The sequence below is a fragment of the Bacteroidota bacterium genome (genome assembly GCA_038746285.1).
GTDB lineage: Bacteria > Bacteroidota > Rhodothermia > Rhodothermales > JANQRZ01 > JANQRZ01.
Genome location: JBCDKT010000004.1, coordinates 63,941 through 83,763, shown reverse-complemented (window position 1 = coordinate 83,763; position 19,823 = coordinate 63,941). Strand labels below are relative to the sequence as shown.

The following is a 19,823-nucleotide window of genomic DNA, read 5'->3' as shown; positions in this document are numbered from 1 at the left end:
GGGGCGAGCCCTGGAAACTACGCCGGGCGCTTCCGGGATGGAAAGCGCGGCGAGGGAACGCGAGGCGGCGTGTACCCTTACCAGAGGCCGACCACGGCCCGTGCGGCACGATGCCGTAGCTCGCAGCACGGGCGTATCTTCAAGGTCCGCCGCTTTCTCTCTTTTCCCAGCAGGCCCCACGATGGCGAACGAAACCAAAAAGGCTCCGGCCAAGAAGCGCACGGCCAAGGCCGAGCGCGCGCCGAAGAAGCAGACGACCAACGGCAAAGCCGCTAGCGGCGCAGCCACCGGCCCGCAGGACCTCCCCGACGGGGCCGACTTCCGGATGTACACCGGGGGCGGCCACACCCACGAGTCGCTCGGGCTGGAGCCGGACGAACTCCTGGCGATGTACCGGAGCATGATGCTCCAGCGCCGGTTCGAGGAGCGCGCCGCGCAGATGTACGGCCGCCAGAAGATCTCCGGCTTCCTCCACCTCTACATCGGCCAGGAGGCCGTCTCGGCGGGGACCGTCCACGCGCTCCAGGACACCGACCCCATCATCACCGCCTACCGCGACCACGGCCTCGGCCTCGCCCGTGGCATGACGGCCAACGAATGCATGGCCGAACTCTTCGGTAAGATCGACGGCTCCTCACGCGGCAAGGGCGGCTCGATGCACTTCTTCGACGTCGAGAACCACTTCTACGGCGGGCACGGGATCGTCGGCGGGCAGATCCCGCTCGCGGTCGGGATGGGCTTCGCCGCGAAGTACAAAGAGACCGGGGCCGTCGCGGTCGGCTTCTTCGGCGACGGGGCCATCAGCCAGGGCTCGTTCCACGAGGCGGCCAACCTCGCGGCGCTCTACGAGATCCCCGTGCTCCTCGTCTGCGAGAACAACGGCTACGCGATGGGCACCGCCGTGGACCGCGCCGTCTCCGAGCCCGACCTCTACAAGCAGGCCTACGCCTACGACATGACGGGCGCGCTCGTCAATGGGATGGACGTCTTCGAGGTCTACTACGCGATGGGCGAGCTCGCCAAGCAGGCCCGCGAGCAGAGCAAGCCCGCCCTCGTCGAGATCCGCACCTACCGCTACCGGGGCCACTCGATGTCGGACCCGCAGAAGTACCGCACGAAGGAGGAGATGGAGTCGAAGAAGAACGAGGACCCCATCATCCGCCTCAAGTCCTACCTGATCGACCACGACCTCGCGACGAACGAGCAGCTCGACGCGCTCGACGACGAGGTCAAGGCCGAGGTCCACGCCTCCGTCGAGTTCGCCGAGAACAGCCCGTTCCCGCCCGTCGAGACGATGTACGAGGACGTGTACGTGCAGGACGACTACCCTTTCATTGTGTGATTGGGTGAATGGGCGATTGGGTGATTGTGTCTCCCGGTCGGTCCCGTCAATCACTCAATCAGTGAATCAGCGAATCACCCAATGGCAGAGTTGCAATTCCGCGAAGCCCTCCGCGACGCGATGACGGAGGAGATGGTCCGCGACGAGAACGTCTTCCTCATGGGCGAGGAAGTCGCCGAGTACGACGGGGCCTACAAGGTCTCCCAGGGCATGCTCGACCAGTTCGGGCCGAAGCGCGTGATCGACACGCCGATCGCCGAGAACGGCTTCTCCGGCCTCGGCATCGGCGCGGCGATGATGGGGCTCCGGCCGGTCGTCGAGTTCATGACGTGGAACTTCACCTTCGTCGCCTTCGACCAGATCGTCTCGAACGCGGCCAAGATCCGCTACATGTCGGGCGGCCAGCTCAAGGTGCCGATCGTCTTCCGCGGCGGCAACGGCGCCGCCGGCCAGCTCGCGGCGACGCACAACAACTCGACCGAGGCGTTCTACACGAACGTCCCCGGCCTCAAGGTCATCGCCCCCTCGAACCCCGACGATGCGAAGGGCCTTCTCAAGTCCGCCATCCGCGACGACGACCCCGTGCTCTTCATGGAGTCGGAGCTGATGTTCGGCCTCAAAGGTGAGGTCTCCGACGAAGAGGACTACACCCTCCCCATCGGCAAAGCCCGCATCGCCCGTGAGGGCGACGACGTGACGCTCGTGGCCCACTCGAAGAGCTACTGGCTCGCGATGGAAGCGGCCGAGGAACTGGCAAAGCAGGGCTACGAGGCGACCGTCATCGACCCCCGCACGCTCCGCCCGTTCGACACCGGCGCGGTCGTCGACTCGGTCAAGCAGACCAACCGGCTCGTGATCGTGGACGAGTGCAGCCCCTACGGCGGGATCGCCTCCGAGGTCGCCTTCCGCATCCAGAGCCAGTGCTTCGACTACCTCGACGCGCCGGTCGCCCGCGTGACCGCCAAAGACACCCCGGCCCCCTACGCCAAGAACCTCATCGAAGCCTGGATGCCGACGGTCGACGAGGTCATCGCGGCAGCGAAGGGCGCGCTGTACGTAGAATAGACGAACGCCGAGTGCCGAACGAAGCGGCACGGCGGCGTTCGCGCTACCCGCAATTCGACACCTGTAACTCGACATTCCCGACATGGCGATTGCTGTAGAAATGCCCAAGATGAGCGACACGATGGAGGAAGGCGTCCTCGTCGCGTGGCTCGCCGACGAGGGCGACGCCGTCGCCGCCGGCGACGTGATCGCCCAGGTCGAGACCGACAAGGCGACGATGGACCTCGAGGTCTACGACGACGGCGTGCTCCTCAAGAAGATCGTCGCCGACGGCGCGAGCGTGCCCATCGGCGGGCTGATCGCGGTCCTCGGGAAAGAGGGCGAGGACGTGACGGACATCCTCGCGCAGTACGGCGGCGGGGGCGACGGAGCGGCTGTGTCGGAGGACGCAGGACAGAAGGCGGAAGACTCTGAGCAGCCGGCGGTGCCTTCGGGCGATGGGGCTACCGAGAGTATTCCCGAGGGCTACGGGCATGAAGGGCAGCAGCCCGAGCCGATCCCGACGCCCGCCGGGGACGGCGGCACGGCCCCGGCGGCAGGCGACGGCGGCCGGATCAAAGCGTCGCCGCTCGCCCGCCGGATGGCGCAGGAAGGCGGCCTCGACATCGCCACGCTGCGCGGCTCCGGCCCAGAAGGCCGCATCATCAAGCGCGACGTGGCGGCGGCGCTCGAAGGCAACGCGCCCGTCGCCGCGCCGGCTCCGGCCCTTGCGCCCGACCGCGCGCCGCGCCCGGCTCCCGCGCCGGCCCCGCCGATGGAGGAGGGGACCTACGAGGCCGTCCCGATCACGCAGATGCGCAAGACGATCGCGCGCCGCCTCGCCGAGAGCAAGTTCACCGCGCCGCACTTCTACCTCACGCGCGAGATCGACATGGCCCGCGCCGTCGAGGTGCGCACCCAGCTCAACGCGACGGCCGAGGCGCAGGGGCTGGGCAAGGTCTCGTTCAACGACCTCGTCACGAAGGCGTGCGCCGTCGCGCTCCGCCGCCACCCGGGCGTCAACGCGAGCTACCTCGAAGCCGAGGGCGAGATCCGGCGGCACCACGTCGTCAACGTCGCCGTCGCGGTCGCGGTCGACGAGGGGCTCCTCACGCCGGTCATCCGCGACGCCGACCGCAAGGGCCTCGCCCAGATCGCCGAGGAGACGAAGGCGCTCGCCGGCAAGGCCCGCGACAAGACGATCCAGCCCGCCGACTGGGAAGGCTCGACCTTCACCACCTCCAACCTCGGCATGTTCGGGATCGAGGCGTTCACGGCGATCATCAACCCGCCCAACGCCTGTATCCTCGCCATTGGCACGATCCGCGACGTGCCGGTCGTGGAGGACGGCGCGGTCGTGCCCGGCAAGCGGATGAAGGTGACGCTCTCGTGCGACCACCGCGTCGTCGACGGGGCCACCGGCGCACAGTTCCTGGACGACGTGGTGCGCGTCCTCGAAGAGCCGATGAACCTGCTGCTCTGAGCCGAGGCACCCATGGCTACTCCTAGCGCTCGGTCGGCCGAGGCGCATCGCATGGGCCCGCCGATGGGCGTCCGCAAGCGCGTCGCCATCGTCGCGCACGACCACAAGAAAGACGACCTGCTCGACTGGGTAGGCTACCACCGCGAGACGCTCGTCCAGCACGAACTGATCGCGACGGGTACGACCGGTCGGCTTGTCGGAGAGGTGCTCGGGGTCGAGGTGAGCCGGCTTCAGAGCGGGCCGCTCGGCGGGGATCAGCAGCTCGGTGCCCGGATCGCCGAGGGGGCGGTGGATGTCCTCATTTTCTTCTGGGACCCGCTAGAGCCGCAGCCGCACGACCCCGACGTGAAGGCGCTGCTCCGCATCGCCGTCGTGTGGAACATCCCGATTGCCTGCAACCGCGCCTCGGCAGACTTTATCGTTGCCTCGCCGCTGCTGGCCGCCCCGTACGAGCGTCGGCTCCCGGACTACGAGGCCTACGCCAACCGCGAGGTCTGACTGCTGCCGTGGACTCTGCTACCGCTACGCCGCTGCGCCTCGCGCACCTCTCGGACATTCACTTCGGCAAGATCTCGGACGAGCGTGTGGTGTCGGCGCTCGTGGATGAGGTCAACGCCGACCGGTTCGACCTCGTCGTGCTCTCGGGCGACCTCACGCAGCGGGCGCGGACGAGCGAGTACGAAGACGCAAGGCGGATGATCGAGGCGTTCCGCGCGCCGACGCTCGTCGTCCCCGGCAACCACGATGTCCGTGCGTGGTGGCACAACCCGGTCGAGCGCGTCGTGCGCCCGGCCGCGCGCTTCAGCCGTTTCCTCGGCGACGACCTCACGCCGACGTTCGAGCGCCCCGGCCTCGCCGTCTTCGGGCTGAACTCGGCGCACGGGCTGACGATCAAGGGCGGCAAGATCCGGCCGCACCACCTGGGCGAGATGCAGCGCTTCTTCGCCGCACAGCCGGCCGAGGCGTTTCGGGTGTTCGTCCTCCACCACCACCTGCTCCGGCTGCGAGCGCTCGGGTCGCACGACGTAGCGCTCGGCGCGAAGACGGCGCTGCAGGCGGCGGGCGAGGCAAAGGTGGCCCTCGTCCTGTGCGGGCACCTCCACGTCAGCCACGTCGAGCACGTCGAGATCGACCTGGAGCGCGGGCACCGGCTCGTGGTCGCAAGCGCCGGGACCGCGACGAGCAGCCGGGGCCGGGGCAGCAACCGCAACGTCAACTTCTACAACCACGTCGAGGTGTGGCCTGGCTGCTTCACCGTCCAGGAGCGGCGCTTCGACCCCGAGGCAGGCGCGTTCCACCCCGAGCGGACGACGCGCTTCGGGCGGGCTGTGCAAACCGAACCGGCTGTTCGTTCGTAGGCTAGGCCAAGCCACACCCGATCCCGTGCAGCCTGCCGACACCCAGACGACTCCTGCCGACGCACCCGTCAACGCGCCGACCGTTAACACGGTAACCGCTGATCTGCCCGTGGCGGCGAGCCCCGCGTGCGCCAACTGCGGGCACGAGGTCGTCGGCGACTTCTGCGCGGCGTGCGGGCAGAAGAGCGCCCCGCTCCGGCAGCCGGTTCACCGCTTCGTCGCCAGCGCCGCCGGCGAGTACTTCGGCCTCGACGGGCGGCTGTGGCGCACGCTGGGCCTCCTCCTCACGCAGCCCGGTACCCTCACCCGCGCCTACCTCGACGGGCGACGCGCGCGCTACCTCCGCCCGCTCCGGCTCTACCTCACGGCGACGCTGACATTCTTCTTCTTGCTCGCCGTGCTCGATCCGGTAGCGAACATCGAGGGCCTCATCGTAGGCGGAGACGAGGACCGAATCGCCGCCGACTCGACGATGACCGCCGCCGCGTGGATCGACACGATAGATTCGGGGCAGGTGACCTTTGACGCACGGGTGGACCAGCTCCGGCAGGTCGCCGACTCGCTCTTGCAGGCCGGCCTCGTCGAGCCCGAGATCGATTCGGAGACCGGCGACACGCTCAGGGCGGATCTCAACCTCCACGAGATCCCCGAAGAGCATCGACCGCAGATGCGCGAGTTGGTGCGGCTCGGGTCGACGGGGCGGCAGCGCGCCGTGCGGCGCCTGGAGTGGCAGCGCGCCGCGCTGGCCGACGCTGACCCCGACAGCAGCATCCGCCCGGCGGACTGGCAAACGGCAGCGGAAATCGTGATTCCTAGCATGAGGGAGTCGGCGGTCAACCTACCCGACTGGATGCCGCGCAGCCGAGCCATCGAACGCCTCAACGCCGCCCGCACCAGTGACGGCCGCACGGAGGCAGCGACCGATCTGGCGCGGGGCATGATTGCCCGGGTGCCGACGGTGATGTTCTTGCTGTTGCCTCTGTTTGCGCTGCTGCTCAAGCTCGTCTACATCCGGCGCGGATGGTACTACTCGGAGCACCTCGTCTTCGCGCTCCACGGGCACGCGTTCGCGTTCCTCGTTTTCACCGTCGTTGCGGTGCTCCTGACCGCGAGCGGGGCAGCGGCGTGGGCGCTTCGGGTCAGCCAGGCGCTCGGCGTCGCAGTGTTGGGGTATTTCTTTATTGCGCAGAAGCGGGTCTACGGGCAGGGCTGGCTCAAGACTGGCGCGAAGGCACTCGGCCTCGGGGTGGTCTACACGATCCTGCTCTTCTGGGGATTCATCGGGTCCCTCGTGCTCGCGGCGGCACTGTAGTGCAGGCGCTGTGACGCAGCGCGGGGGCGACCGGGTGGCCGCCCCCACAGGGTCGTACGGACAGAAGGACAGGAGGCTACACCTCCGTGGGGACCTTCGGGCCGGCCTGCTTGATCGCTGGGCTCGCGCCGTCCTCGAACTTCTTGAAGTTGTCGGCGAAGCGCTGTGCCAGCTTGTTGCGCGCCGCGTCGTAGGCGTCGGGGTCAGCCCAGGTGTTGCGCGGCTGGAGGATCTCCGACGGGACGTTCGGGCAGGCCGTCGGGACGGCGAAGCCGAAGACCGGGTCGGTCTCGGTTGGGGCCTCGGCGAGCGAACCGTCGTGGATGGCGTCGATGATGGCGCGGGTGTACGTGAGCGACATCCGCTCGCCGGTGCCGTAGGGGCCGCCGGTGAGGCCGGTGTTGATCAGCCACGCGTCGACGCCGTGGGTGCGCATCTTCTCGGCGAGGAGCTCGGCGTACTTCGACGGGTGCCACACCATGAACGGCGCGCCGAAGCAGGCCGAGAACGCCGGCTCCGGCTCGGTCACGCCCACCTCGGTGCCGGCCACCTTCGAGGTGTAGCCGCTGATGAAGTGGTACATCGTTTCCTCGGGCGAGAGCTTTGCGACGGGTGGGAGCACGCCGAAGGCGTCGTAAGTCAGGAAGACGACGTTCGTCGGATGCCCACCCACGCAGGGGATCTTCGCGTTCGGAATGTACTCGATGGGGTAGGAGGCCCGCGTGTTCTGGGTCAGCGACGTGTCGTGGTAGTCCACCTCGCGCGTGCGCTCATCGTAGACCAGATTTTCGAGAACCGTGCCGTACGTGATGGCGGCGAAGATCTCCGGCTCCTTCTCGGCCGAGAGGTCGATGGCCTTGGCGTAGCAGCCGCCCTCGATGTTGAAGACGCCCTCGCCCGACCAGCAGTGCTCGTCGTCGCCGATGAGGTGGCGGTGGGCGTCGGCCGAGAGTGTGGTCTTGCCGGTCCCCGAGAGGCCGAAGAAGAGGGTCACGCTGCCGTCCTCGCCCTCATTCGCCGAGCAGTGCATCGAGAGGACGCCCCGCCTAGGCATGAGGTAGTTCATGACGGTGAAGATGCCCTTCTTCATTTCGCCCGCGTACTCGGTCCCGAGGATGACCATCTCGCCGCGCTCGAAGTGCACGCCGACGCTCGTCTTCGAGGTCATGTGGGGGGTTTGCGCGTTGGCGGGGAACGCGCCGGCGTTGAAGATCACGAAGTCGGGCTCGCCGAAGTCTGCCAGCTCCTCGTCGGTCGGGCGGATGAGCATGTTGTGCATGAAGAGGGCGTGGTAGGGCCGCGTGCAGATGATGCGGACCTTGAGCCGGTAGGCCGGGTCCCAGCCTGCGTAGCCGTCGACGACGTAGAGGCAGTCGCGTGTGTTGAGGTAGTCCGAAGCACGCTCGCGGACGATCCGGAAGGTGTCCTCGTCGAGCTCGATGTTGATCGTGCCCCACCACACGTCGTCCTCGCTCTCGGGGCTGCGGACCACGCGCTTGTCGGCGGGGCTGCGGCCGGTCTTCTCCCCGGAGCCCACGCGCAGCGCGCCGCTGTTCATGATGGCAGCCGTGGGGTCGTTGCGGACGGCCTCCTCGTAGAGCTTGGCCGGGGCCACGTTGCGCAGTACCTCCGCCACGTCGATGCCGTACTGGTTCAGGCTGATTGTCAGGTCCATGGACTCCTCGGGGATGGGTGCTGCCGTACTCGATGAAGGGGGATGAGCGCGACCCTGCCCGGCGTCAGGCACGCGCCGCCGTCGCAGTAAAAAAGCGCGGGGTCCTGTTGCATGCCGGGCAAAGCTCGCAAGAAACGAACCGCAGGCAGGATGCGCAATGGAAGCGGTTCCAAGAACGCGTCAAAGTTTCCGCAGCACCCGAGGCGTGGGGAGAGTGGGCGAGTCAAGAAAAGCCACGAAAACTACGAAGGCCCTTGCCTTCTAGGGCTAACGACATAAAATTGTCCTCTGTCCTCTGTCCTCTGTCCTCTGTCCTCTGTCCTCTGTCCTCTGTCCAGGGACCTGCGAGTGCCCCGACCCGGCCGCGTTCTCACTTTATATTCCACCTCCTCGTTTCACCGCGCTCGCCGCCCCATGCCCTCGCTCCGACTCCGCGCCTTAACCTTCTGCTTCGCCTTCGCTGCGGCCGCCCCCGCCTTTGCCCAGCAGCCGGCCGCCATCCTGCCCCTCCAGCTCGACGTGGACCACGCCGCGTTCCGGTACGACGCCGAGACCTCACTCGTCGAGGCCTACCTCGCCTTCGAGGCGTCGTCGCTGCCCTACGTCCGGGCCGACGAGCAGTTCGAGGTCGTGCTACCGGTGATTGTGGGGCTGCGGCGCTCGTCGACGGGCGGGCTCGCCCAGGCGTCGGAGACCCTCGCGTTCGCCGACACGCTCGCCTACCGCTTCGCGGTGCCGGACACGAGCGGGCTCGTCCAGGGGCAGTACTTCGTGCAGCAGGTCCGCGCCGCCGTGCCGTCGGGCGAGTACGTGCTCGAGGTCGACGTGCTGGGCAACGAGGACCTCGGGCGCGCGGCCTTCGCCGCCCGGAGCGACGTCTCGGTGCCGGACTTCGAGGGTGCGGGCGACCGGGTGATGGTCTCCGACCTCACCCTCGCCTCGAGCATCCGCCGCTCCGAGGACCGCGAGATTCCGTTCTACAAGAACGGCCTCGCCGTCTTGCCGAACCCCAACAAGCTCTTCGGGCAGGGCCTCCCGACGCTCTACTACTACGCCGAAGCCTACGGCCTCGACGCGGCTGCCGGGGGCGGGACCTACACGCTCTTTGCTTACCTCGCCTCGTCCGACCTCGCTCAGCCGATGGCCGGCTTCCAGCAGCGCACCGAGCGCGCCGCTCGCCCGACCGACGTGCTCGTCGGGCAGTTCGACCTGAGCGAAGTCCCGAGCGGGTCGTACTACCTCCGCCTCGCGCTCCTCGACGAGAACAACGAGGCCCTCGCCGAGCAGGGGCGGAAGTTCTTCATCTTCAACCCCGGCGTGGCCCAGCCCGTCGCCGAGGCCGACGGCTCGTCCTACGAGGCCAACCTCTACGCGGTGATGCCGGAGGAGGAGGTCGAGCAGAACCTGGCCCACGCGGGCGTGCTGGCCAACGACCGCGAGCAGGGCCAGATGCGCCGCCTCGCCACGCTCGACGCCAAGCGCGACTTCCTCGCCCGCTTCTGGGCGGGCCGGGACGAGAACCCGCTCACGCCGATCAACGAGACGCGCCGCCGGTTCTACGAACTGGTCCAGTACACCAACGGGCGCTACTCGACCTCCTTCACCGAGGGCTGGAATACCGACCGGGGCAACGTCGTCCTGAAGTACGGGCAGCCCTCGCAGGTGGACCCGAACCTCTACGACAGCGAGACGGTCCCGCACGAGACGTGGGAGTACGATAACATCCCCGGCGCGGGCCGCTCGCTCTTCGTCTTCGTCGACCGCCTCGGCTTCGGCGACTTCGAGCTGATCCACTCGACCGTCAACGGCGAGGTCAGCATGCCGGACTGGCAGCAGCAGCTCCGGCGGTGAGCGGGCGGGAAAGCGGGGAAGAGCGGAGGAGCGAAAGAGCGGAGGAAGGCTTGGCCGACCAGGCCGCCGCTGCCGTCCGCTCGGGCGGGGTGATCGTCTACCCGACGGAGACGGTCTACGGACTGGGCTGCGACCCGGCCGACGCCGAGGCCGTCGCCCGCATCCGCCGGGTTAAGGGCCGCGACGCCGCCCGCCCGATGCTCGCCCTCACGGACGCCTGGTCTCGGGTCGAGGGCTGGCTGGTCGGGCTGACCGACGTGCACCGCCGCCTGATGGAGCACGACCCGCCGCTGCCCGTGACGGTCGTCTTCGACGCGGCACCCGATGCGCCCCCCGGCCTCGTGAGCACAGCCGGCGGCATCGGCATCCGCCGGACGACCGACCCCTTCTGCCTCGCCCTCGTCGCGGCTGCCGGGCCGGTGCTCTCGACGAGCGCCAACCGCGCCGGGGAGCCCCCCGCCCGCCGCTTCGCCGACCTCGACCCGGCCGTCACCGCCGCCGCCGATCTCGCCGTGGACGCCGGGCAGGCACTCGGCGGGACACCTTCGACGGTCGTACGGGTCGAGGGCGGGCGGCTCGCCGTGCTGCGCGAGGGCGCGGTGGACGCGGCGACGCTGCGGGCGATCATCGACCCGTAGGAGCGAACGGCGTTCGCCCTGTTGAGGAACGGTGCCAGGTCAGGGCGAGGGCAGGCGCAGAGGTCCGCCCCTACCGGTGGTCGTCTGACTGTCCTTTGTCCACCGTCCTCTGTCCCCCGGCTCGGTATCTTCGCGCCTCTGTTCACCCCCTTCCCGCTGTTCCATGATTGACTCCTCCACCGCCGTCCGCGACCTCGCCCAGCACGAGGGCGAGACCGTCACGCTCCAGGGCTGGCTCTACAACAAGCGCGGCTCCAAGAGCCTCTACTTCCTCATCCTCCGCGACGGCACCGGGCTGGCGCAGTGCGTCGTGAACGAGGAGCAGGTGGACGCTGCCGGCTTCGAGGCTGCCGCCGCGGCGACCCAGGAGAGCGCTCTCCGCGTCACCGGCCGCGTCGTCGCCGACGAGCGCCAGGTCGGGGGCTACGAGGTCCAGGCGACGGCGGTCGACCTGCTGCATCTCGCCGAGGAGTACCCAATCAGCCCGAAGGCGCACGGGGTCGAGTTCCTGATGAACCACCGCCACCTGTGGCTGCGCAGCCAGCGGCAGTGGGCGATCATGCGCGTCCGCAACCGCATCATCCAGTCGATCCACGCCTTCTTCCAGGAGGACGGCTTCATCCAGATGGACCCGCCAGTGCTGACTGGCAACGCGGTCGAAGGGACGAGCACGCTCTTCGAGCTCGACTACTTCGACGAGCCCGCCTACCTCACCCAGAGCGGGCAGCTCTACGGCGAGGCGATGGCGCTCGCCCACGGCAAGATCTACACCTTCGGCCCGACCTTCCGCGCCGAGAAGTCGAAGACCCGGCGGCACCTGACCGAGTTCTGGATGATCGAGCCCGAGATGGCGTTCTTCGATCTGGAGATGGACATGGCCCTCGCCGAAGGCCTCCTCCGCCGGATCGCCTCGGACGTGCTGGCTCACTGCGCCGACGAACTCGCCCTGCTAGAGCGCGACACGTCGGCACTCGAAACCGCTGCCGAGGGCGGCTTCCCGCGCGTCCACTACTCCGAGGCCGTCGACCTCCTCAGAAGCGACAAGACGCAGGCCCTCCTCGATGCCGAGATCGCCGACCTCGAGGCAGAGCAAGCGGCGCTGACCTCCGAGCGCGACGGCAACCGCGCACGCTACGGGCAGGCTAAGAAGGGCGAGAAGCGCCGGATCGACGCCCGCGAGATCGCCATCGGCGGGCGGCTGGGCGAGATCGAGGAGGCGCTCCGCAACCTCCCGAAGTGGAAGGCGTCGGCGGCGAGCTTCGAGTGGGGCGGCGACTTCGGCGGCTCCGACGAGACCGTCCTCACCAAGCACTTCGACCGGCCCATCATCGTCCACCGCTTCCCAGCGGCCGTCAAGGCGTTCTACATGAAGCGCGACCCCGAGGACGACCGGCTCGCGCTCGGGATGGACGTGCTCGCGCCCGAGGGCTACGGCGAGATCGTCGGCGGCGGTGAGCGGGCGACGGACCTCGACTTCCTGAAAAGCCAGATCGACGCGCACGGGCTGCCCCAGGAGGTCTTCGCGTGGTACCTCGACCTGCGGCGCTACGGGTCGGTCCCGCACGCGGGCTTCGGGCTCGGCCTGGAGCGGACCGTCGCGTGGGTGTGCGGGCTCCCGCATGTCCGCGAGACGATTCCGTTCCCGCGCCTCCTCGGGCGGCTGAACCCGTGAGGCGTGCCGCCTACCTCGGCCTCGGCTTCGAGGATCGACCCCCTGCCCAGGCGGTCTCTCCGGCCCTGCCGTTCGTAGACAGCGGGCTGCAACGCTCGGTTCGGTATTGGCAGCAGGTGCGGTAATCGCTTATGTTGCGATCCCTTGACCTCCTTCACCAAATCCTCCTGAGTCCATGATCGACCGATACACACCTTCCGCCCGCTCCTCGCGCCGCCCGGCACCGGTGTGGCTGCTCACCCTCGCCCTGCTGCTCGTCTCGGCCGAGGCGCTCGCGCAGGCAGAGTGGGTCGAGCGGGCAGGCGGCACCAGCCAGGAGATAGCCTACGGCATCGCCACCGACGGGGCCGGCGGGTCCTTCATCGCGGGCTACTTCTTCGCCAGCATGGACTTCGACGGCGACGGCACGGGCGAGCTGACGAGCGCCGGCAGCGGCGACATCCTCATCGCCCGCTACGACGGCGACGGCAACTTCCTCTGGGGCCGCCGCGCCGGCGGCGCCGGCTTCGACATTGCCTACGCCGTCTCCTCGGACGGGGAGGGCGGGGCCTACCTCGCCGGCCAGTTCCGCGAGGGGGCCGACTTCGACGGCGACGGCACGCCCGACGTATTCAGCGCCGGCGCGAACGACATCTTCCTGGCCCGCTACGACAGCGAGGGCGAGCTCCTCTGGGTCCGCGACGCCGGCGGAGAGATCTTCGACCGCGCCTACGGCGTCGTCCCCGACGGCGAGGGCGGGGCCTTCGTCACCGGCACCTTCATCGACGACGCCGACTTCGACGGCGACGGCGTCGCAGACGTCTCCGGGGCCGGCAGCTTCGACGTCTTCGTGGCCCGGTACGACGGTGACGGCGAGCTCCTCTGGGTCCGCAGCGCCGGCAGCAGCCGCGACGACGTGAGCAACGACATCGCCGTGGACGGCCTCGGCGGCGTGGTCGTCGCCGGCCAGATCCGCGAGAGCGTCGACTTCGACGGCGACGGTGCGGCTGACGTGGTGAGTGCCGGCGAGCAGGACATCTTCGCCGCCCGCTACGACGGCGAGGGCAACCTCGTGTGGGTCCGCAGCGCGGGCGGCATCAGCACCGACTACGGCTACGATGTGGCCTCAGACGGTGCCGGCGGGGCCTACGTCACCGGCTACTTCCAGATCAACGCCGACTTCGACGGCGACGGCGCGCCCGACGTGTCGAGCGCCGGCGACCGCGACATCTTCCTCGCCTACTACGACGCCGCGGGCGAGCTCGTTTGGCTCCGCCGCGCCGGTAGCGCCGCCAGCGACCGGGGCGAGGGCATCGACGCCAATGTCGCGGGCAACATCTTCCTCGTCGGCCGCTTCCAGGCCGGAGCCGACTTCGACGAGGACGGCACGGCCGACGTGACGAGCCTCGGGGTCAACGACATCTTCGTGGCCGAGTACGACGCCGCAGGCACGCTCGTGAAGGTCAGCCAGGCCGGCGGCCCCGAGGACGACCGGGCCTACAGCGTCGCCGTCGACGCCGCGGGCAACGCCTTCGTCACCGGCCGCTTCGTCGCCGACGCCGACTTCACCGAGGACGGCACGCCGGACGTGTCGGCGCTCGGGTTCGAGGACGCCTTCGTCGCGCGCTACGGCGACAACCCGGTCTCGGTAGCCCCGTCGCCGACGGCGGGGGCGGCCGGGCTCGCGCTCTACCCGAACCCGACGGCGTCGGAGGCCCGCGTCCTCGTCTCGGTGCCTGAGGCGGGCGAGGCGACCGTGTCGGTCCACGACGCCCTCGGCCGCCGCGTGGCCGTGCTCCACGACGGACCGCTCGCGGTCGGTGAGCACAGCTTCGCCTTTGCGTCGCGTACGTTGCCGTCCGGTCTCTACATCGTCCGGGCCGAAACAGCAGCAGGTGCGGTAGTGCAGCGCCTGAGCGTCGTGCGCTGATGAGGACAGCGGAAGCAGCGGCCGGGAGGAGAAGCCAGCGCCTCGGTGCACGGGTCCCCTCTCGGTTGCCGCCCGTCCGCCCTACGCGTTGCAGCCTGCGCCTCGGCGGGCGGACCTGCCTGCGAACATGAGTATGACGCAACCCGGTGCCGACGCCTCGCTCAGCAGCGAAGCCCGCCGCGTCCTCGGCGAGGTGACCGCACAGCTAGCGTGCTACGACGAGGCCGTGCGGGGGCTCTGCGCCACGAGCACCGTGCGACACACCAACCACGGCACGTTCAGGACGCTCCCTGACGAGGGGCCAGAGCAAATCGAGGAGCGGATCGACACGCCCGAGGCGCAGATACAGAACGACATGCTGCCTCTCATCGCCGGCTCGTCGTACGAGCGTGAGGAGCTCCCCGCCTCGCACGCCAACGAACTGAGCATCCGGGTTACGAGCTGGGCGAGCGTGCCGGACGACGGGGGAGAGATTGAGGGGGCTGACCTGATGTTCACCCGCGAGCCAGCCCAGCTCGTCCAGGCCATCCTGCATCCTCCGGCCTTCTCCGGCATCGTCGGGTTCATGGTCGAGCACATCTCGAACGAGGTGCTGTTCGGCTACGTGAACGGGGTGCCGCTGCCTGTGAAGACGAGGACGCGCATGCGCAGTCGGGGCATCGGGCGGTTTCGGATCGACCAGGAATCCAGCGCGACGATTCGCTACGAGCCGTGCGGTTGAAGGGGCGTATTTTCTGAGGTGCCGGACCGTTGAAGGGCGTAGCACCGCTACGCCCCCACGTTTCTCATCGAGGCCGAAGCCATGAATCGCTCTCTCCTCTCTCTTCTTCTCGTTCTCCTCTCCATCTCCACCGTGACCGCCCAGTCTGCCGACACCCCCGACCCGCGCACCGTCACGGTCAGCGGCGTCGGGACTATCGATGTGGAGCCGGACGAGGCGACGGTGCAGTTCGCGGTCGTAACGCGGGCCGAGACGGCGGAGGACGCCCGGCGCGAGAACGCCGAGGCCGCCGAGGCCGCGATGGACGCCGTCCGCAGCATGGGCGTCGCCGACCGCAACATGCAGCTCCTCAGCCTCCGGCTCGATGAGGACGTGGAGTTCCGAAACGGGCAGCGCTTCCGCAAAGGCTTTATCGCCCGCCGCGACGTGAAGGTGACGATCGGAGACCCCGGATCGAGTCCGGGGCAGGCCCTCGACCTCGTCCCGCGCGTCGTCGCCGAGGTCGTGCAGCGGGGGGCCAACGAGCTGAACGGGATTCAGTACGGCTTGCAGGACCGGGAGAGCGTAGAAGACCAAGCGCTCCGCGACGCGGTCGCCCGCGCCCGCCAGAAGGCGCAAAACATGGCCGAGGTGCTCGGCGCCCGGCTCGGGCGCGTCGTTCGCATCGCCGAAGGCAACGTCAGCGTGCCCACGCCGCGCCCCGGCGTCTTCGCCCGCGCCGAGATGGCGATGGACACCGCCGACGAGGGCAACCCTGGAGCCTTCGCGGCCGGCGAGATCACCGTTCGCGCCACCGTCACCGTTACCTTCGAGCTAGAGTGACTTCGTGACGCGTGGTACGTGAGGTCGCGCGCCACCGAAGAAGCCAACCTCGCGCATCACGTCTTACGCATCACACTCCCATGCCTGACACCGCCGACCTCGACTTCATGCGCCTCGCCATCGAGCAGGCGAAACTCGCCGTCGGAAAGGGCCAGAGCCCGTTCGGCGCGGTCATCGTCAAGGACGGCCGCGTCGTCTGCGCCGTTCACAACGTCGTCTGGGAGACGACCGACATCACGGCCCACGCCGAGGTCCACGCCCTCCGCGTCGCCTGCGAGGCGCTGGCTACGATCGACCTCTCGGGCTGCACGATCTACTCGTCCACCGAGCCCTGCCCGATGTGCTTCTCGGCCATCCACTGGGCGAACTGCGACCGCATCGTCTTCGGCACTTTCATCGGCGACGCCGACCGGGCGGGGTTCCGCGAACTCGGCATCTCGAACGAGCAGATGAAGTCGCTCGGCGGAGCTACCCTCGCCGTCGAGGGCGGCGTGCTCCGCGACGAAGCGCAGGCGGCGTTCGACCTCTTCGCCACCGTCAGCCAGGACAAACTATACTGATGCCTGAGTTTCCCCGCACCCCGCTCGGCTTCTCGCCCTACTCCGACGAGGAGACCGCCTCGCGCGCCGAGGCGTTCTTCCAGGAGATGGACCGCCGCCGCTCCGTCCGCGACTTCACTGACCGGCCCGTCCCGCGCCGCCTCATCGAGCTGGCGATCCAGACGGCGGGGACCGCCCCGAGCGGGGCGCACAAGCAGCCGTGGACCTTCGTCGCCGTGAGCGACCCCGGGATGAAGCGCCGCATCCGCGAGGCCGCCGAGGAGGAGGAGCGCTCGTTCTACGCCGAGCGGGCCTCGCCCGAGTGGCTCGACGCCCTCGCACCGATCGGGACCGACTGGGAGAAGCCGTTTCTGGAGACTGTGCCGTGGATCGTCGTCCTCTTCGCGCAGAGCACCGGCCTCGACGCGGCGGGCGAGAAGGAGAAGCACTACTACGTGCAGGAGAGCTGCGGCATCGCCGCCGGGCTGTTCATCGCGGCGCTCCACCGGATGGGCCTCGCCACGCTCACCCACACGCCCAGCCCGATGCGCTTCCTGAGCGACCTCCTCGGCCGCCCGAGCCGCGAGCGGCCTTACATCCTCTTCCCCGTCGGCTACCCGGCCGAGGACGCGACGGTGCCCGACTTCGGGCGCAAGACGCTGGACGAGGTGGCCGTCTGGTTCGAGTAGGGCGACGGCAGAGGGCAGGTTTGGAGATCGGGGGGAAATGCGTGATATTCCGGCGTTTTCCTTCACCCAACCCTGCACCGGCATGTCCCCCCGTTACCGCTTCTTGTTCGCTCTAGCGTGCACGTTCGCGCTCGCCCTCCCTGTCCAGGCCCAGCACGCCGCTGACCGCCCCGCTTCGTTCGAGGCCGCCGAGGCGCAGGCCCTCGGCAGCGTCCCTGTCCTCACCATGCCTGCCGTCAACAACGACGCGCTCGTCGCCCGCGACGCGGCCCGCGCCGACGGCAAGGCGGCCCCGCTCCGTTTCGCCGAGCCGTTCGAGGTCGAGGCCTCGACGCGCGGCACCGGGACGTGGGAGACGCTCGCCGACGGCACGCGCCTGTGGCGGCTCCGCATCGCCTCGGCTGGGGCCTACTCGCTCAACCTCGGCTTCAGCCGGTTCCGCCTGCCCGGCGGGGCCGCGCTCTGGCTCTACCCGGCGGGCGAGGCCCCGCACATCCGCGCCTTCACCGCCGCCGACAACGAGGCGCACGGCGAGCTGTGGTCGCCCATCATCCGGGGCGACGAGATCGTGGTCGAGCTGAACCTCCCTCGGACCAAATCGTACGCTGCCGACGACTTCGAGCTTGAGATCGCCCGCGTCAACCACGCCTACCGGCCGGTCGGCATCAGCCGGGCGACGTGGGACGAGACCGACTTCGCCCGCTCCGGCTCGTGCAACGTCGACGTGGTCTGCCCCGAGGGCGACGGCTTCCGCGACATCATCCGCTCGGTCGGGGCCTACTCGGTGGGCGGCATCGACTTCTGCAGCGGCTCGGCGATGAACAACACCGCCATGGACGGCCGCCCGCTCTTCCTCACCGCCGACCACTGCGGCGTCCGCGCCTCGAACGCCGCCAGCACGGTGATCTACTGGAACTACGAGAACTCGACGTGCCGCACACCCGGCTCCCCGGCCAGCGGCGGCCCCGGCGACGGCCCGCGCGACCAGTTCTCCTCCGGCGTGATGTTCATGGACACCTCCGGCGGCGGCACCTCCGGCGGCCCCGACTGGACGATTGTCGAGACCGATGACCCGATCCCGCCGGAGTACAGCGTCTACCTCAACGGCTGGGACCGCCGCGACCAGGCCACGGCCAGCGCGATCGCCATCCACCACCCCGGCGTCGAGGAGAAGCGCATCTCGTTCGAGAACCAGCCCACCTCCATTGACTCCTACCTGGGCAGCTCGGGCAACCCCGCCGGCACCCACCTCAAGGTCGACGACTGGGACCTCGGCACGACCGAGGGTGGCTCCTCGGGCTCGCCGCTGTTCAGCCCCGAGAAGCGCGTCGTCGGCCAGCTCTCGGGCGGCTTCGCGTCGTGCACGAGCCAGACCGCCGACTGGTACGGCCGCATGGCGCGCAACATGACGACCGGGGCCGAGGCCTTCCTCGATCCCGGCAACACCGGCGCCCTGTTCATCGACGGCATGGAGGCCGGCAACCCGCCCGGGCCGATCCAACTCGCCGCCTCGATGACGGCCGACCCCGTCTCCGTCGCGCCCGGCGAGACGACGACCATCACGGTGCAGCTTCGCAACGCCGGCACCGAGACCGGCGAAACGGTGATGTTCGAGAACGTACTTCCCGAGGGCCTGGCCTACGCCGGCAACCTGAGCGCCTCGCTCGGCGAGGCCGGCGAAGAAGGCGGCACCGTCACCTGGACGGTCGACGTGGCCGACGGCGGCTCGGAGACGCTCTCGTTCGACGTGACGGTGGACGAAAACGCTCCGGGCGGTGCGCTCGAGAACGAGGCTCAGGTGGAGCACCCGAGCCTGGCGTTCACGCTCCGCCCCAGCGTGACCCTCAACATCTTCATCGCGCCGGACTTCTTCTACACCAACGACACGGGCCTCGCCATCAGCGACGACGGCTGCCCCAACTTCCAGACCAGCAGCATCGACGTGGCGGACAGCTTCGCCCTGGGCTCGCTGAAAGTCGGGGCGGTGATCGAGCACACGTACCGGGGCGACCTCCGGCTGCTGCTCGAAAGCCCCGAGGGGACCGTCGTCAGCCTCCTCGACCGGGCCGGGACAGGCAGTTTCGGGTCGGACGCACCGAACCTTGACGCGCTCTTCAGCGACACGGGCGCGGCGGGCATCTTCGGGTCGGGTGGCTCTCACGATCCTGGCGCTCCGTTCTTCGAAATCGAAGGCCAGACCGAGCAGGGCGAGCCCGGCACGAACGGCGTGGACCCCCTCTCGGACTTCGCGGGCGAGGACCCGCAGGGGACGTGGACGCTCAGCGTCTGCGACGGGGCCGGGCAGGACACCGGCGCGCTCGACCAGTGGGCGCTCTTCTTCTTCACCGACAACCCGACGGACCTCGAAGACGAGGCAACGCTGGCAGGCGCGTACCGCCTCGACGCGGCCTATCCGAACCCGTTCTCCGGCTCGGCGGAGGTCCGCTTCGCCGTGCGCGAGGCGCAGACCGTCCGCGCCGAGGTCCTCGACCTCCTCGGGCGGCGCGTCCAGACGCTCCTCGACGCGCCCGTGCCGGCAGGCGTCACGCACACGCTTCGCCTGGACGGCACCGCGCTCGCGGGCGGGACGTACGTCGTCCGCCTCACCGGCGAGTCGTTCACCGCCAGCCGCAAGGTGGTGGTGGTGAAGTAAGCAGCCTCGCAGGCCGCTCGACACACGAGCGCCCCGGCGGCCGATGGGCTACCGGGGCGCTCGTGCGATCCGGCGAACCGTGCGATCCGGCGAACCGTGCGATCCGGCGAACCGT

16 protein-coding genes are annotated in these 19,823 nt (G+C 69.2%); 15 read left to right on the top strand and 1 reads right to left on the bottom strand.

Going from position 1 to position 19,823, the window contains the following annotated elements:
• The first annotated feature begins 181 nt into the window (after positions 1-181).
• The 6 genes from pdhA (at position 182) to AAGI91_02555 (ending at position 6,539) form a co-directional block, all read left to right on the top strand.
• Complete coding sequence (pdhA, locus tag AAGI91_02580) at positions 182-1,342, top strand: pyruvate dehydrogenase (acetyl-transferring) E1 component subunit alpha (protein ID MEM1041492.1); 1,161 nt, start codon at positions 182-184, stop codon at positions 1,340-1,342.
• A gap of 57 nt (positions 1,343-1,399) precedes the next feature.
• Positions 1,400-2,407: a pyruvate dehydrogenase complex E1 component subunit beta gene (locus AAGI91_02575; protein ID MEM1041491.1), complete on the top strand. Its 1,008-nt coding sequence runs from the start codon at positions 1,400-1,402 to the stop codon at positions 2,405-2,407.
• 82 nt (positions 2,408-2,489) lie between these two features.
• Complete coding sequence (locus tag AAGI91_02570; protein ID MEM1041490.1) at positions 2,490-3,869, top strand: pyruvate dehydrogenase complex dihydrolipoamide acetyltransferase; 1,380 nt, start codon at positions 2,490-2,492, stop codon at positions 3,867-3,869.
• Positions 3,870-3,881: 12 nt separating this feature from the next.
• Positions 3,882-4,367 carry a methylglyoxal synthase gene (locus AAGI91_02565; protein MEM1041489.1) on the top strand — a complete coding sequence of 162 codons (486 nt, stop codon included), beginning with the start codon at positions 3,882-3,884 and terminating at the stop codon, positions 4,365-4,367.
• An 8-nt stretch (positions 4,368-4,375) separates the two neighbouring features.
• Positions 4,376-5,227: a metallophosphoesterase gene (locus tag AAGI91_02560; GenBank protein MEM1041488.1), complete on the top strand. Its 852-nt coding sequence runs from the start codon at positions 4,376-4,378 to the stop codon at positions 5,225-5,227.
• 25 nt (positions 5,228-5,252) lie between these two features.
• On the top strand, positions 5,253-6,539 hold the full coding sequence (locus AAGI91_02555; protein ID MEM1041487.1) for a DUF3667 domain-containing protein: 1,287 nt from the start codon (positions 5,253-5,255) through the stop codon (positions 6,537-6,539).
• A gap of 76 nt (positions 6,540-6,615) precedes the next feature.
• Here the strand turns inward: AAGI91_02555 and pckA are convergent, their stop codons facing one another.
• Positions 6,616-8,214 carry a phosphoenolpyruvate carboxykinase (ATP) gene (pckA, locus tag AAGI91_02550; GenBank protein MEM1041486.1) on the bottom strand — a complete coding sequence of 533 codons (1,599 nt, stop codon included), beginning with the start codon at positions 8,212-8,214 and terminating at the stop codon, positions 6,616-6,618.
• 414 nt (positions 8,215-8,628) lie between these two features.
• Here pckA and AAGI91_02545 point away from each other — a divergent pair, with 414 nt between their 5' ends.
• The 9 genes from AAGI91_02545 to AAGI91_02505 all read left to right on the top strand — a co-directional run bounded on the left by AAGI91_02545 (position 8,629) and on the right by AAGI91_02505 (position 19,708).
• Positions 8,629-10,065: a GWxTD domain-containing protein gene (locus AAGI91_02545; GenBank protein MEM1041485.1), complete on the top strand. Its 1,437-nt coding sequence runs from the start codon at positions 8,629-8,631 to the stop codon at positions 10,063-10,065.
• 50 nt (positions 10,066-10,115) lie between these two features.
• Positions 10,116-10,703 (top strand): L-threonylcarbamoyladenylate synthase, encoded by a 588-nt coding sequence (locus AAGI91_02540; protein ID MEM1041484.1) that lies wholly within the window; start codon positions 10,116-10,118, stop codon positions 10,701-10,703.
• Between the two features lie 163 nt (positions 10,704-10,866).
• Positions 10,867-12,375 carry an asparagine--tRNA ligase gene (locus AAGI91_02535; protein ID MEM1041483.1) on the top strand — a complete coding sequence of 503 codons (1,509 nt, stop codon included), beginning with the start codon at positions 10,867-10,869 and terminating at the stop codon, positions 12,373-12,375.
• Between the two features lie 175 nt (positions 12,376-12,550).
• Entirely contained in the window at positions 12,551-14,284 is a 1,734-nt protein-coding gene (locus tag AAGI91_02530; GenBank protein ID MEM1041482.1) for a T9SS type A sorting domain-containing protein, read from the top strand.
• Positions 14,285-14,411: 127 nt separating this feature from the next.
• The gene (locus tag AAGI91_02525; GenBank protein MEM1041481.1) at positions 14,412-15,005 is read left to right on the top strand and encodes a hypothetical protein; all 594 of its coding nucleotides are present in this window, start codon (positions 14,412-14,414) and stop codon (positions 15,003-15,005) included.
• Between the two features lie 81 nt (positions 15,006-15,086).
• Positions 15,087-15,827 (top strand): SIMPL domain-containing protein, encoded by a 741-nt coding sequence (locus AAGI91_02520; protein ID MEM1041480.1) that lies wholly within the window; start codon positions 15,087-15,089, stop codon positions 15,825-15,827.
• Positions 15,828-15,907: 80 nt separating this feature from the next.
• Positions 15,908-16,387 carry a nucleoside deaminase gene (locus AAGI91_02515; GenBank protein MEM1041479.1) on the top strand — a complete coding sequence of 160 codons (480 nt, stop codon included), beginning with the start codon at positions 15,908-15,910 and terminating at the stop codon, positions 16,385-16,387.
• Positions 16,387-17,055 (top strand): nitroreductase family protein, encoded by a 669-nt coding sequence (locus AAGI91_02510; protein ID MEM1041478.1) that lies wholly within the window; start codon positions 16,387-16,389, stop codon positions 17,053-17,055. Before AAGI91_02515 ends, AAGI91_02510 begins: the two co-directional genes overlap by 1 nt.
• An 82-nt stretch (positions 17,056-17,137) precedes the next feature.
• Positions 17,138-19,708 carry a proprotein convertase P-domain-containing protein gene (locus AAGI91_02505; GenBank protein ID MEM1041477.1) on the top strand — a complete coding sequence of 857 codons (2,571 nt, stop codon included), beginning with the start codon at positions 17,138-17,140 and terminating at the stop codon, positions 19,706-19,708.
• Positions 19,709-19,823: the final 115 nt, after the last annotated feature.